This is a genomic window from Myxococcus faecalis, assembly GCF_050039385.1.
GTDB classification, from domain to species: Bacteria; Myxococcota; Myxococcia; order Myxococcales; family Myxococcaceae; genus Myxococcus; species Myxococcus fulvus.
The window spans coordinates 8905276-8918466 of the sequence record NZ_CP144336.1 but is presented as its reverse complement, the minus strand read 5'-3'; the positions used below and the strand labels follow the sequence as shown (position 1 = coordinate 8918466).

Genomic DNA, 13191 nt, shown 5'->3' with positions numbered 1-13191 from the left:
CCCCAGGGGTACGCACGAGGTGGCGCTAGCCGGCGCGGCGAAACGCACCATCCAACGCCCGGAAGCGCTCCAACGTGCTCGCGGGAATCTCATCGAGCGCCGCCACGAGCGGCAGCGTGAAACGGTGGAAGCTCGCGTCGTACAGCGGCTGACCCACGAACCGCGCGCCCATCTTCCTGGCGAACAGCGACGGCGCCCGGGGCATCCTCAATCCCGCCAACAACCCCTGCCCTGCCCGCTCGCGCTCCGCCGGCGTATAGAACGGGCTCCTGGGGATCGCGGGCGACTCATGAGGCACCGTCGACCTCACCCGCCAACGCGGACTCACCCAACCCCGGTGCTCCGCCACACACGCAATCAGCCGCGCGTCCTCGTGTGAGTCCGTGTCCATGTTGGCCGCGGCAACCCAGTGCGTCACGCCGCGCCGCCGGCTCTCCGCGTAGATGCCCGCCTGCAGGTGCGCCACCGCCTCCGTGTGCCGCCACTGTTCGAGCACGCAGAAGCGCGCCGTCTCCGCGATGACCCGCCCCGGCCCCACCAGGCTCGACAGGTCCAGCTTCTGCTCCATCTCCACCCCCAGCCGCCCTCCCGTCGCCAGCGCCACCTCCGGATTCGTCAACAACATCCGCAGCGTCGCCACCGGCGTCCGGTCCGCGTAGACCACCAGATGCACCGTCGTCTCCAGCGTGTCGAAGCAGCTCACCTCGCGCCGCGTCGGTGACGGCTTGCCCCCCAGCAAGCGCAGCTCTCCTCCGAAAACAGCCCAGCGGATCCGCAGCGCGTCATCCAACTCGCGCTGGGTGGTGGCGACTCGGCAGTGCATGGACGTCATGGGTCCCTCCTGAAACAGGCCGGCGACATACCGACCCCATCCCCCTTCTTCGGCGCCCCCGCCCCGACTGCGCCCACCACCCCATGTCTCGTCCACCCTGAGCCATACCACCCGGGAGGTACAGACATTGCTTCGCTCCGCGACCAACCTTCTGCGGACGTGAACGAGACACACGCCGTCGAACTCACCGAGCCGGTAACGAAAGGACACACAGTTCGATGTCAACCCGAGAGCGGGCACGTGTTCCCGGCGAGGAGTGGGGATGAGTCTTCCAACACCATCGGAGGAGCAGGAGCTTCACGAACGCATCCTGAAGAAGGATGAGTCATTGGCCACCGCGGAGGCCTTCGCGGTCTTCGTTGACCCAATCACTGCGCGTCTGTGCAGGAGCCTGAATCGCTCCAGGGAAGAGGTCTGGGACGCGGTCGTCGACGTCATCCACTCCTATGTGGCGCGTCCTGAACGGTACCTCCCGCAGAAGGGTCGGCTGTCCACCTACCTGAGGGAGGCAGCCAAGAAGAAGCTCTTCGATCGCTACCGCTCCCAGGTAGCCCGCAGCCGCCGGGAACGGGAATTCGGGACTGTTTTCGAACTTCGCGCGAGGGCACCGAATGAAAGCCTGGAGGTCACCGTGGAAGCCAGGCTCGCCGTGAGACGAATCGACCAAGCCGGATTGTCGGAACAGGACCGGGATGCCATCGGGCTGATCCTCCAGGGAGAAGGCTCCACTCGAATCCTCGCCAAGGCCATGGGACTTCCCCCCATGCCGGAGCAGGACCGCCGTCGCGAGGTGAAGCGGAATCGAGACCGCCTCATCAAGACGTTGAGGCGCATCGGGAAGGAGGACCGAGATGACGAATCCTGAATGGCTCGAGCGAGCGGCCCGACGCGGCCGGAGCGAGCCCTGGTCAATGGCCTACACATTCGAGCAGTACAGACAAATCGAGGGCATCAACGAGGACACGCTGGCGGAGGAGCTGGGGTGCACCCAGGAGACGCTCCACTGGATGTCCCTGTGCCGCCGCCCCGAAGGCGACAGCTTCAGCGAGCAGTGCACCGCCATCGCCCAGAAGTTCGGTGTCGACCGGCTGACGCTGATGCAGGTGATTCGCCACGTCGACGTCATCAATGTCTTCTCCAACGGCACACGAACCGGGTCGACGACCCCCATCCGGATGGCGGCCCAAGACCACCTCCCGGATGAAGAAACGGACACGTGATGGAAAGCTGGCTGCAGGAAGCGGTGGAAGCCTGTGCACTGAAGGACTGTCATGCGTCCGTCCATGACCTGCTCGACTGCTTCTGCGGCCAGTTCCACATCCGGCCCGTTGCCCTCCCCAGATTCACTCCGCAGACAGCCCAGGACTGGCTGTCTCGCCGGAGCCCGGGGCAGTGGTTCACGACACAAGATCATGACCTCCATGGCTTCATGGCCTGGTGGCGCGGACACGGCATCCTCTTCTTTGACAATCAGCGAAAGGAAGCGGAGCAGCGCTTCACCATCGTCCACGAGGTCGCGCACTTCGTCCTGGAGGAGTGGCTCCCCCGCAGGCGAGCCCTGAGCATCTTCGGCCCTGAGATACTCCCGGTCCTCAATGGAGAGCGGGCCCCCTCTCCCGAGGAGGCCCTGACCCTGTTCTTCGAGCAGGTCCCGCTGAATCTGCGCACGGACCTCATGGCCCGTGACGCATCGGGGGGCTACGCCAGCCGGGACGTCGTGGTGGCCGAGCACCGCGCGGACCGGGTCGCGCTCGAGCTGCTGGCGCCCGTGGAGCGTGTCCTGCCGCTCGTGAAACAGCTCTCTCGGGAGGATGCCATCAACAGCTTGCGGTTCCAGTTCCACCTGCCCGTGGAGAAAGCCACCGAATACGTCGATGGGCTTCGGCGGCGGCTGCGCGTGTCCCGTTTTTCCATCGCGGAGTTCCTGGGAGTGGAGGAGGGGTAATCCATGTCGAATGACTTGCCACCCGAGGCGGATGAACTGAAGGAAGAGCTGTTTGGCGATGCGGACTACCGTTTGGCGTTCGGCGAGGACCTCGCCTCGACGTTGGACCTCGACCGGTGGTCCACGGGGCTCGACCTCGACAAGATCATGGAGCGGTTCCGCCGAGAGATCGCCAGCGCCGTCCACAAGGAGGGCGAGCTGCGCGCCATCGTCCGCAGCGAGCTCTTCCCCCGGCTGGCCACGCGCCCCGACGCCTTCCCGGACGCCGGTGTCTACAAGGTCACTCCAGAAGACCTGTCCCTCGTCCACGAGCGCCTGCTGTTTCGCAGCAAGGTCGACGCGGTGACCGGAACCCACGTCTCCCATGACAGCCTGCCCATCGGCATCTCCCAGATTGGCGTCGGCATCGTCAGCTACCAGGGCACCTCGGGCGCCTTCACCAAACGGCTGTTCCGCAAGGAGATGGCGTCCCAGAACACCAGCAACCCTCTCCAGGAGGCGATGGACTTCATCGACATGCGCCAGAACCGCTACCAGGGGAAGCAGGACACCCTGTCGCGCATGGCCCGCCGTGGCATCCAGGCCTATGCCGAGCGCGCCGCGCTCGTGGAGAAGGCCACTGCCGAGTGGCGCATGGGCTCCGGCAATCCGTGCGCCCACGAGCTGCTCTCCGGCTCGGGATACATGTCACTCCTGGACCGCTCACTCACCGTGCTCGAGCGGCTCATCCACGAGCACAAGAAGTTCGTCTACGTCTCCGACTCCCTCACCGACCGGGGCTTCCTCACGATGGGACTCGCGCTGGACGCGGGCGAGTATGCCCTCCTGGAGACACTCAAACGCGAGGGCACGCAGATCGTCCGCAACTGGGAGTACGGCGGACGGAGCAAGCACCGCGCCTGGAAGTTCGTGAGAGACTCGAGCCCCTGCGTCGTCAAGGGCATCTTCCGCGTGTCGGACCACTCGGCGCCGCGCTTGTTCTACGCGCACAAGGACCACGCCCACGAGGCCGCCTGGGTGGCCATGGCCGACAGCATCCTGCGCCCCGAGCGCGGATTCCCGATGCTCCTCGATGTCGCGGCGGTGACCTGCCGCGGTGTCTTCGGGGTCGATGGTTTCCTGGGGCTCGTCGAGGACGCCTACACCCAGGCCGGAGCCAATCTGCAGTTCATGACCGAGCGCGGGATGCGCCGTTAAGGGGGGACCACGGATGTCCAATGATGGCAAGGAACCGAGGCCGCAGGGTGCAGGCAACATCAACGGGAAGTCTCCCTCCCTCCAGATAGTGAATGGCGCACGTGCCGTGCCTCCACGCAACGGCACGCCACCGCCTCATGGCGCCACGAGAACCCCACCGCCGAGCGCGCAGCGCGAGCCGGCTCCCAACGGCGCGGCCGGCCGCCCTCCGCCTCCGAATGGCTCGGCTCACCGGCCCAACCCTTCTCCTGTGTCCGTCGGACGTGCCCCGTCATCGGTGCAGGCATCGGACCGCGCCGAGCCTCCTGGGGCGCCGCCGCCCACGAAAGCGCCCTCCCCTGGCTCATCGCCCCCTGTTTCGACAACCACCTCGTCCGCCCTGAACGGCGCCTCCCGTGCCTCGGGCGGTCCTTCAACCCACTCGGGGGCGGAGGGCCCGTCCCGCACCTCGGGAGGCCCCTCGAACGCCTCTGGACCTCTGACCTCGAGCGCGGAGGGCGCCTCCCGCTCCATGGGAGCGCCGCCTGGCGCAGGCATCACGTCTCGCGCGTCAGGAGGCCCCTCACCTGTCGCGGGAACCTCCTCCGACGCAGGAAGCGCCTCTCGCACCCCGGGAGCCACCTCCCCTGCTTCGACGCGTGCCCCCACCGGAGCTCCGATCCCTCTCTTGTCGAGGGGCCCCTCGACGCCCCCCAACGGGTCGGAGAACGTCGTCCGCGAGACGCCCGCCTCGGCCCGTGCCGCGCTCGAGGAGCTGAAGAACGATTCCTCGGCGACACGAGTCGACCCGGAGCTCGAGTCCGCCGCGGGCTTCACCCACTTCGACACCGCGTCGAGCGAGGACAACCTGCTCACCGTGCTGCTCACTCGCGCGGACCTGCACCTGCTCGCGTCCCAGACGCTGGTGCGGGTGAAGTCCCGAGAGGATGGCCGCGCCTACCTGGGCGTCGTCGTCAAGGGCCCCTTCGCCGAACCCAACGCGGTCCCCGCCAACTCGACGATGGCCGTCGGTGTCGTGACGCACGGCAAGAAGCTCACGTACACGTTCGACTACCACGGCCGCGCCGAGGTGGAGCTGCTCGGCGAAGAAGTGGAAGGCACCCTCAAGCCACCCCGCTTCCGTCCCCGCCCCCAGAGCCCCGTGTTCGTGCTGACGGACGAGGAGAGCGAGCGCGTGCTCGGGGTCGGTGGAGACATGAGCCTGGGTGTCGTCGTCGGCTACGAGCAGATGGAGGCTCGAATCAGTCCTAGCGACAAGTCCGTCCTCCCCCGGCACACCGGCATCATCGGGACCACGGGCGGCGGCAAGTCCACCACCGTGGCCACGCTCGTCCACCGCGCTCAGTCCCAAGGCATCGCCACCATCGTGTTCGACGTGGAGGGTGAGTACACCCACGTGGACGAACCCACGGACCATGAGCCCATGCTCGAGGCCCTCAAGCGCCGGGGCCAGCAGGCCGAGGGCGTCCGCGACCTGCACATCCACCACCTCATCGGGCGCACCAGCCGCAACCCCCGACACCGCAACCTCCACCGCTTCTCCCTCAACTTCTCCAGCCTCTCGCCCTACGCCATCGCGGAGATTCTCGGCCTGTCGGATGCCCAGCAGGAGCGCTTCCTCAAGGCCTACGACGTCACCAAGCAGTTGCTGGAGGACTTCGAGGTCTTCCCGCAGACGGACGAAGAGAGGCGCCAGGCGCTCGAAGTCGACGAGATGTCCACGGGCTATCCCAAGATGACCATCCAGCACCTGCTGGACGTCGTGAACGCGTACATCTACAGCCTGGGCGACGAGAATCGCGGCGAAACAAAGAGCCGTTCAAAGAGCAAGCGCAAGGAGGCCGCGACGGACACCACCGAGAGCGAGGACGAGGCCGAAGAGACGGCGACGCCCACCGGTCCCTTCCTCCAAAGCGAGTTCAAGGCTAACCGTGGCACGGTCATGAGACGCGTCATGGCCCAGAGCAGCCGCAACGCGGTGAGCTGGAAGACGCTCTACGGAAAGCTCCACCGCCTGCGCCGGCTCAACATCTTCGACATGGGCTCGGTGCCCGGCCCCGCCTACAACTCGATGCTCGCTCCGGGCCGCGTGTCCGTCATCGACCTGTCGGACACGGACTCGCCGCAGCTCAACAACCTGGTCATCGCGGATGTCCTCCGCGGCCTCCAAGAAGCCCAGGAGGTCCGCTACGAAAAGGCCAACGCCCAGGACCAGGCCGTCCCTCCCGTGCTCATCATCATCGAGGAGGCCCACGAGTTCCTCTCCGCCAGCCGCATCAGCCAGATGCCCGTCCTCTTCGAACAGGTGGCTCGCATCGCAAAGCGCGGCCGCAAGCGCTGGCTCGGACTCGTCTTCGTCACCCAGCTCCCCCAACACCTCCCCAACGAGGTGCTCGGCCTGCTCAACAACTTCATCATCCACAAGATGACCGACAGCACCGTCATCTCCCGCATGCAACGCACCGTGGGCAGCATCGATGAGAGTCTCTGGAACCGCGTGACGCGACTCGCGCCAGGACAGGCGCTGGTCTCCTTCAGCAACTTCGCGCGCCCGCTCATGGTGGCCGTCGACCCCGCGCCCGTGAAACGCCTGCTCGTCGACTGACCCCCAGGGGCGGCATGGTATGACCCACCCCCATGCCGCCCTCGGAGACCGAGTCCTACCTCCTCGACTACCACCGTCGCCTCGCCGGCGTGACGGCGCGGTGGTTCTCCCGAACGCCTGTGACTCGAGGCGACCACCGCTTCGACTCGACCTACGCGCTGCTCGCCGCCGAAGTCCCCTCGGACTCGCGCGAACACACCGTGCTCGACCTCGCCTGCGGTGATGGCTACCTGCTGGAGCTGCTCGCCCACCGCGAGCCTCCCCGCCCCCGACTCCTCGGCCTCGACATGAGCGCCGACGAGCTCGCCCACGCCCAGGCCCGACTCCAGGGCGCCGCCACGCTCCACCAGGGGCTCGCGCAGTCACTCCCCTTCGAGGACGACAGCCTCGACGTCGTGCTCAGCCACCTGGCCCTCATGCTGATGGACGACTGCGAACAGGTCCTCTCCGAGGTCCGGCGCACACTCAAGCCCGAAGGCAAGCTGTCCTGCGTCGTCGGCGGAGGCTTCGCCCCCACGGGCTCGCTGGCCGTGTTCCGCGAGCTGATGAAGCCCGCAATCGAATCCCAGCCGCGCCCCCTGCTGAGCCTGGGCGACAAGCGCTTCCGCTCCACCGAGGGACTCCAGCAACTCTTCGGCCTCGCCTTCCAACACGTCGACGTCTTCGACCTCCTCGTCCAGGACGGTGGCTCCCCGGAGCACGTCTGGGACTCGCTCGCCCAGACCTATGACGCGGACCAGCTCTCCCCCTCCACCCGCGAGGGCGTCCGCAAGGCCTTCCTCTCCGCCGTGGAGCCCCTGCGGGATTCCGCTGGAAACATCTCCTGCCACTGGAGCATGAGGCAGGTGACCGCACACGCCCCGCGACGCTGAAGGCTGCGATTGAGGTGACGAATGCGTGTCCTTGTCGTCCACGCGACAAGGTCACCGACTCGTGATGCGGTGGGCGCACCGCGCCGTGCGACTCAATCTCCTTCGCCCTCCTGGCGATTGGAGACATGCCCATGCAGCGCAGGAACTTCCTTCGACTCACCGCGATGAGCAGTGGAATCCTGGTCCTGGGACCCGGCTTCTGGCGCGCGGCCTATGCCGCCCCCGCCCGTCCGGGACCCGGCCCCTATGGCGCCATCTCGGGCTCACCGGACGCCCACGGCCTGAGGCTGCCCGCGGGCTTCACCTCGCGCATCATCGCCCGGACCGGACAGAACGTCCCCGGGACGAACTACACCTGGCACCTCGCCCCCGACGGCGGCGCGTGCTTCGACACCGGTGACGGAGGCTGGGTCTACGTCTCCAACAGCGAGATTCCCCTCCTGGGCGGTGTGTCCTCCATCCGCTTCGACGGCGGCGGCAACGTGGTGGACGCCTACCGCATCCTCTCCAACACGAGCATCAACTGCGCCGGAGGTCCCACCCCGTGGGGCACCTGGCTGTCGTGCGAGGAATGGGACCTGGGCCATGTCTGGGAATGCGACCCGCGCTCTCCCTCCCAGGGCCAGCGTCGCTCGGCCCTCGGCGCCTTCACCCACGAGGCCGTGGCCGTGGACCCGGTGGGACAGCGCCTCTACCTCACCGAGGACCGCCCCGAGGGCCGCTTCTACCGCTTCACGCCCTCACAGTGGCCCTCGCTCGGCACTGGGAGACTGGAGGCCGCGAAGCTCAACGGCAACGCCCTGGACGGCACCGCGAGCTTCAGCTGGGTGAAGGTCTCCGCGTCGCGCTCCGCCTCGCTCCAGCTCGAGCGCTTCCTCACCACCGCTTTCAATGGCGGAGAGGGCTGCTGGTACGACAGCGGCACCGTCTACTTCACCACCAAGGGCGACAACCGCGTGTGGGCCCACACCCCCGCCACCGGCCAGGTCGAAGTCATCTACGACGACGACCTCTACCCGGACTCGCCCCTCCGGGGCGTGGACAACATCACCATGTCCCGCTCGGGTGACCTCTTCGTCGCCGAGGACGGCGGAGACCTGCAGCTGTGTCTCATCACCCCGGGGCCCGAGCGCACCGTGGCCCCCTTCCTCCAGCTCGACGGGCACGCCGGATCCGAGCTCACCGGTCCCGCCTTCAGCCCCGATGGTCGGCGGCTGTACTTCAGCTCGCAGCGCGGGACGGACGGCACCACCGGCGTCACCTTCGAGGTGAGCGGACCGTTCCGTTGACCCACACGACTCCCCGCGCGGTGGACGACATCGCGCGGGGAGCCCTCGCGCCTCAGGGCGAGTAGTAGAACGCGTTGCCCCAGATGAAGGCGGACTTTCCGGGCGGCGGCGTGCCCAGGTAGCAGTTGGCGCCGTCGAACCAGCCGTACTCACACACGTTGTTCGGGCCGCGCGTGATGTAATAGTTGTTGGCGTGGATGAACGGCGAGCCGTCCGTCGCGGGGACGGCGGCCACGTAGCAGTTGGCGCTGTCGAAGCCCGCCTTGATGGTGTTGCCCAGCCAGCTCACGTCACCGGGGCACGCGTCCCCGGGCACGCCCACGACGAAGCTCGAGCTGCACACCGTCTGACCCGCCGTGTTGGCGACGTTCATCGTCACCGTCGAGTAACGACCCGGCAGCGCGCCGGCCGCCATGATGAAGCTCAGGTAGAGCGTCGTCGAGGAGCCGATGAAGCCCTTCTGCCCGTTGCTCCAGCTCACGCCCGGCGCCGCGCTGAAGGCCAGGTTGATGAGCCCCGCGCTGCCGGAGAACGACGCCGTGATGATGTACGTCCCGTAGGCCAGCCCCGAGACGTTGATGGTGTCCGCGTACGACGTCCCCGGCGTGACCGTGGTGTTGGTGGGCCAGCTCGTACACTGGGCCTCGGCGCGCACCGGCGCCCCCAGGACGAGCGCCACGGCGGCGACAGCCACCAACGAGCCAAGACGAGACAGACCCATGCGCCCACGAGACGATGAAGCAGCGTGCATACGACCTCCAGGTGTGATGCACGCACTCTGCTGTGATTGATGGCTCAAAAACAAGACACAACATCAACATTTCACGACACGCCACTCCGAGCTGTGGCGCTCGATGCTACACTCCTGACAGCGACGTCCCGGATACATGGTGACACATTGAAACTGTAGCGTCCCACGCCACAGGCAGGTCACCCCTGTCAGTCTTCAGCTGTAACCCCATTCGCCACAACCGAGACACCACCACCCGGCCCTGTCTCCAGCCGACGCACCTGCCGATCTCGCGCCCGACGGGCAGGCATTGCGCGTCCACGGTTCAAAGACGCGGGCACGCCGCATCACCGCCCACCGACCGCCGTCCCGGCGCCATGGATGAGCACGTGACTCGGCGCCGGAATCGTCCTCCACGTCACACGGGCGACGTCCGTTCCAGCAGGTCCTCTCGCTCCGGGTGTGTCCTGGGTGCGGCGGACCGTCGCCCCGAGCCGTCGACCAGGCGTCGCCCCTCCCAGAAAGGGCGCGGCGCGGGCGGGAAACTGGCGTATGGAGCGCTCCATGGCGCGGAACATCGATGGAACCGAGATCAGCCGGGTGATGCGGGCGGAGATGGCCCAGCAGGTCGCCGAGCTCCAGGCCCAGGGCGTCACTCCGGGGCTCTCCGTGGTGTTGGTGGGCAACAACCCCGCCAGCCAGGCCTACGTGGCGAGCAAGACGCGCGCGTGCGAAGCGCTCGGCATGCGCGGGCAGACGCTCAACCTGCCCGAGGACGTCTCCCGGGAGGAGCTCTTCGCCGTCATCGACCGGCTCAACCAGGACCCCGCCGTCCACGGCATCCTCGTCCAGCTCCCCCTCCCTGCGCACCTTCCCTACAAGGCCGTCCTGGAGCACATCGCCCCGGACAAGGACGTGGACGGCTTCCACCCGCGCAACGCGGGCCTGGCCTTCGTGGGAGACCCCCGCGCCTTCATCCCGTGCACCCCCGCGGGCATCCTCGAGATGCTGCGCCGGGAGAACGTCCCCACCCGGGGCCGGCACGTGGTCATCGTGGGCAGGAGCCTCATCGTCAGCAAGCCGCTGGCCTCGCTGCTCATGGCCCCCGGCCCCGACGCCACCGTCACCATCACCCACCGGCACACCCCGGACCTGGCCTCCTTCACCCGCCAGGCGGACATCCTCATCGTCGCGGTGGGCAAGCAGAACCTCATCACCCGCGACATGGTGAAGCCCGGCGTCGTGGTCATCGACGTGGGACAGAACCGCGTCGAGGACCCCGGCTCCGCGCGCGGCTTCCGCATGGTGGGCGACGTGGACTTCGACGGCGTCAGCCAGGTCGCCGAGGCCATCACCCCCGTCCCCGGCGGCGTGGGCCCCATGACCATCACCATGCTCCTGGCCAACACGCTCCAGGCCGCGCGCCAGTCCGCGCAGGCCCGCCGCACGTAGCCACACCGGGGAGTCCGGCGCGCCCCATCCCGGGGTGCGCGCCTGGGCGCGACGCAGTGTGAATACATCGACGCGGCTTGCGTCGAGTACCGCACGTTTGCCGGCCAGGCGGCCGGTCAGCGCCATTCCCGGACTCCCCACCATGACGAAGCATGTCCTCGCCCTCGCCGGGCTGTGCCTCTGGCTGTTCACGCCAGGCACCGCCCATGCCGCGCCCCGCCCGTTCGACTTCTCGCCGCGCCACCAGTCCAGGGCCCTGCGGCTGATGTCTTCGCCTTCCGCGAGGGGTGTCATGGCGGAGGGCAACCGCCTGCGGGCCCTGCAGGCCGACACGTACGAGGACGACGAGTTCATCCCCACGCATGTCTGGCTCGTCCCGCTGATTCTCACGGGCGGAGGGCTCGTCGCCGGAATCGCGGTCTGCGCGTCCGGCGCGGTGGGCGACGGGGACTGCGGCAAGGCCATCCTGGGTGGAATCGTGGTCGGCGCGACGCTCGGCCTGGGCTACCTGGAGCTGCTCGCGGACCTGGATGAGTACGAGGACGACGAGGGCTACGGCGGATGCGTCGACAAGGCGTCCTGCCGGCAGGCCCAGCGCGGCGGTCCCCGCCCCACCCGGAAGGCGCAGCTCGCGTCCTCGCGCGGCCCGCAGCTCCGGCTCCCGCTGGGACTCATGCCCACGGTGGGTCGGGTCAACGACGCCGCGGTGCTCGGCCTCGGTCGCAGCTTCTGACGCCCACGGCACTCCGGGCCCCGCTGGCGACACACGCGGCCGGAGTGCCTGACCTCTCGCGAGAGCCCTGCTTCAGTACATGAAGTTCAGCGCCGCGATGTCCGTCGAGGTGAACTCCCCGTTCGTGCTCAAGGGCACGCAGGTGTTCATGATGGAGCCGCCCGGCGTCGCGCTGGAGGGTGTCCCGGGGATGAGGATGGCGCCTCCCGGGTTCGCGCCCTCGCGCACGGGCGTGCCGCCGCAGCTGATGGCGGTGTTGAAGAAGTCCGTGTGGCGAAAGCCAATCGTGTGGCCAAGCTCATGCGTGAGGACGTGCTCGATGACATCCAGCGGGTACGTGGACAGGCCCGTGCCGATCCAGATGGTCGGATAAGGCAACCCGCCGGAGGGATAGCCGCTCGCCCCGCTCGGACCACTGGGGAGCGTGGAGTTGACGACCACGTTGATGGTGGCGTGGCTGCCGGGCGGACACGCCGAGGGGTCGGCGAGGCACGGATTGGCGGTGTAGAACGTGAGGCGAAGCCCCAGCGCGTTGTAGTTGGCGACGGCCTCCGCCAGGCCCGCGGCAATCGTCGACGCAACGGGTGAAGGGAGCTGGACCGTGACCTTCCTCACCGCGCTGGAGACCAAGTTCGTCGTCCGGTAGTGCTCCGCCGTCGAGCCTCCCGTGTCGAGCATCTCCCGCGAGGCCTGGAGGCTCACGACCGCGTCGCCCCCCACCTGGACGACACCGTCAACCACCTGGATGTCTTCCGTCCGGAACCCCGCCTCCACCAGGTTCTCCACGGTCTCCCGCGTCTCGTCCGTGAGCACCGGCCCGACACCTCCACAGCCAGACATCCACGCGCAGCAAAGCCATGCAACAGCGGTCGCCTTCTTCGCCATCGACTTCTCCCGGCCAGCATTCGAGGTGGGCGTGCCATTTACAGAGGCACGGCATCAATCCAAGCCGACGGGCCACGGGAAGTCCACCAGCGGATGGACTCAATCGCAGACGCGCAGGTCGGGCCTTGCCCCAGGCAACGCCATGTCACCATGCGTCCGCGGCAAACGCCCATGGCGGGCAGAGGAGACACCTGTATGAACTGGCTCGATTTCCGTCGTCTCACGCGCGCGGGCTCCTGGAGACTCGGCGCCCTTCTCACGGTGGCGGGGCTCGCGACGGGCTCGCTGCTCTTGTCCCCGGCCGAGGCCTCGGCCGATGACACCAATCCCTGTCCCTTCTCGGACGTGCTCTGCCTGTTCGATGGAGAGGACTACACCGGCGCGGTGTGGAACGTCCGGGCCTGGCCTCCGGGCACGTCCACCTGCGTGGGCCTGCCCGAGCACGGCTGGGAGGGCCGCGCCGAGTCCGCCATCAACCGGGGCACCCAGAACGCGTACCTGTTCCCCAACGAGGACTGCTCGGGCTATCCGGTGACGCTCCTGCCAGGCGAGTGGCTGAGCCCGCTCGAGTTCGCGCCCAAGAGCGTCTTCGTCTTCTGACACGCGGGCTGTGCGCCAGGAACCGAGTCGCCCTGGCGCACCACCTCACGG

13 protein-coding genes are annotated in these 13191 nt (G+C 67.9%); 10 read left to right on the top strand and 3 right to left on the bottom strand.

Annotated features, from left to right (window positions below; all coding sequences use genetic code 11):
- Window positions 1-25: 25 nt before the first annotated feature.
- Window positions 26-832 (bottom strand): GNAT family N-acyltransferase, encoded by an 807-nt coding sequence (locus tag VZQ01_RS36070; protein ID WP_408889973.1) that lies wholly within the window; start codon window positions 830-832, stop codon window positions 26-28.
- Window positions 833-1094: 262 nt separating this feature from the next.
- Between VZQ01_RS36070 and VZQ01_RS36065 the strand changes: the two genes are divergently transcribed.
- The 7 genes from VZQ01_RS36065 to VZQ01_RS36035 all read left to right on the top strand — a co-directional run bounded on the left by VZQ01_RS36065 (window position 1095) and on the right by VZQ01_RS36035 (window position 8740).
- Complete coding sequence (locus VZQ01_RS36065; protein WP_267700441.1) at window positions 1095-1697, top strand: RNA polymerase sigma factor; 603 nt, start codon at window positions 1095-1097, stop codon at window positions 1695-1697.
- A 46-nt stretch (window positions 1698-1743) separates the two neighbouring features.
- Window positions 1744-2052 (top strand): hypothetical protein, encoded by a 309-nt coding sequence (locus tag VZQ01_RS36060; RefSeq protein WP_267700440.1) that lies wholly within the window; start codon window positions 1744-1746, stop codon window positions 2050-2052.
- A complete protein-coding gene (locus tag VZQ01_RS36055) occupies window positions 2052-2777 on the top strand; it encodes an ImmA/IrrE family metallo-endopeptidase (protein ID WP_267700439.1) in 726 nt (241 codons plus the stop codon). The genes VZQ01_RS36060 and VZQ01_RS36055 overlap by 1 nt, the downstream gene beginning before the upstream one ends.
- A gap of 3 nt (window positions 2778-2780) precedes the next feature.
- The gene (locus VZQ01_RS36050; RefSeq protein WP_426745916.1) at window positions 2781-3974 is read left to right on the top strand and encodes a hypothetical protein; all 1194 of its coding nucleotides are present in this window, start codon (window positions 2781-2783) and stop codon (window positions 3972-3974) included.
- A 667-nt stretch (window positions 3975-4641) separates the two neighbouring features.
- Window positions 4642-6579: an ATP-binding protein gene (locus tag VZQ01_RS36045; protein ID WP_223785601.1), complete on the top strand. Its 1938-nt coding sequence runs from the start codon at window positions 4642-4644 to the stop codon at window positions 6577-6579.
- Between the two features lie 32 nt (window positions 6580-6611).
- On the top strand, window positions 6612-7451 hold the full coding sequence (locus tag VZQ01_RS36040; RefSeq protein WP_426745915.1) for a methyltransferase domain-containing protein: 840 nt from the start codon (window positions 6612-6614) through the stop codon (window positions 7449-7451).
- 125 nt (window positions 7452-7576) lie between these two features.
- Entirely contained in the window at window positions 7577-8740 is a 1164-nt protein-coding gene (locus tag VZQ01_RS36035) for an alkaline phosphatase PhoX (RefSeq protein WP_426745914.1), read from the top strand.
- A gap of 52 nt (window positions 8741-8792) precedes the next feature.
- Here VZQ01_RS36035 and VZQ01_RS36030 read toward each other — a convergent pair whose 3' ends face one another.
- Window positions 8793-9461, bottom strand: coding sequence for a hypothetical protein (locus tag VZQ01_RS36030; RefSeq protein ID WP_426745913.1), 669 nt, complete (start codon window positions 9459-9461; stop codon window positions 8793-8795).
- A 573-nt stretch (window positions 9462-10034) separates the two neighbouring features.
- Here VZQ01_RS36030 and VZQ01_RS36025 point away from each other — a divergent pair.
- Both VZQ01_RS36025 and VZQ01_RS36020 read left to right on the top strand, forming a co-directional pair.
- Window positions 10035-10922, top strand: coding sequence for a bifunctional 5,10-methylenetetrahydrofolate dehydrogenase/5,10-methenyltetrahydrofolate cyclohydrolase (locus tag VZQ01_RS36025; protein ID WP_426745912.1), 888 nt, complete (start codon window positions 10035-10037; stop codon window positions 10920-10922).
- Window positions 10923-11064: 142 nt separating this feature from the next.
- Window positions 11065-11655, top strand: a complete 591-nt coding sequence (locus tag VZQ01_RS36020; RefSeq protein WP_426745911.1) for a hypothetical protein — start codon at window positions 11065-11067, stop codon at window positions 11653-11655.
- A 72-nt stretch (window positions 11656-11727) separates the two neighbouring features.
- On the opposite strand, the gene VZQ01_RS36015 is transcribed toward VZQ01_RS36020, so the two are convergent.
- Entirely contained in the window at window positions 11728-12540 is an 813-nt protein-coding gene (locus tag VZQ01_RS36015) for a M57 family metalloprotease (RefSeq protein WP_223785595.1), read from the bottom strand.
- 195 nt (window positions 12541-12735) lie between these two features.
- Between VZQ01_RS36015 and VZQ01_RS36010 the strand changes: the two genes are divergently transcribed.
- Window positions 12736-13140 (top strand): peptidase inhibitor family I36 protein, encoded by a 405-nt coding sequence (locus VZQ01_RS36010; protein ID WP_223785594.1) that lies wholly within the window; start codon window positions 12736-12738, stop codon window positions 13138-13140.
- The last annotated feature ends 51 nt before the right edge of the window (window positions 13141-13191 follow it).

What these genes read in the sequence shown, in the direction of transcription:
- VZQ01_RS36070 (WP_408889973.1), bottom strand. Translation starts at nt 832, where the DNA reads ATGACGTCCATGCACTGCCGAGTCGCCACCACCCAGCGCGAGTTGGAT.
- VZQ01_RS36065 (WP_267700441.1), top strand. Translation starts at nt 1,095, where the DNA reads ATGAGTCTTCCAACACCATCGGAGGAGCAGGAGCTTCACGAACGCATC.
- VZQ01_RS36060 (WP_267700440.1), top strand. Translation starts at nt 1,744, where the DNA reads ATGGCCTACACATTCGAGCAGTACAGACAAATCGAGGGCATCAACGAG.
- VZQ01_RS36055 (WP_267700439.1), top strand. Translation starts at nt 2,052, where the DNA reads ATGGAAAGCTGGCTGCAGGAAGCGGTGGAAGCCTGTGCACTGAAGGAC.
- VZQ01_RS36050 (WP_426745916.1), top strand. Translation starts at nt 2,781, where the DNA reads ATGTCGAATGACTTGCCACCCGAGGCGGATGAACTGAAGGAAGAGCTG.
- VZQ01_RS36040 (WP_426745915.1), top strand. Translation starts at nt 6,612, where the DNA reads ATGCCGCCCTCGGAGACCGAGTCCTACCTCCTCGACTACCACCGTCGC.
- VZQ01_RS36035 (WP_426745914.1), top strand. Translation starts at nt 7,577, where the DNA reads ATGCCCATGCAGCGCAGGAACTTCCTTCGACTCACCGCGATGAGCAGT.
- VZQ01_RS36030 (WP_426745913.1), bottom strand. Translation starts at nt 9,461, where the DNA reads ATGGGTCTGTCTCGTCTTGGCTCGTTGGTGGCTGTCGCCGCCGTGGCG.
- VZQ01_RS36025 (WP_426745912.1), top strand. Translation starts at nt 10,035, where the DNA reads ATGGCGCGGAACATCGATGGAACCGAGATCAGCCGGGTGATGCGGGCG.
- VZQ01_RS36020 (WP_426745911.1), top strand. Translation starts at nt 11,065, where the DNA reads ATGACGAAGCATGTCCTCGCCCTCGCCGGGCTGTGCCTCTGGCTGTTC.
- VZQ01_RS36015 (WP_223785595.1), bottom strand. Translation starts at nt 12,540, where the DNA reads ATGGCGAAGAAGGCGACCGCTGTTGCATGGCTTTGCTGCGCGTGGATG.
- VZQ01_RS36010 (WP_223785594.1), top strand. Translation starts at nt 12,736, where the DNA reads ATGAACTGGCTCGATTTCCGTCGTCTCACGCGCGCGGGCTCCTGGAGA.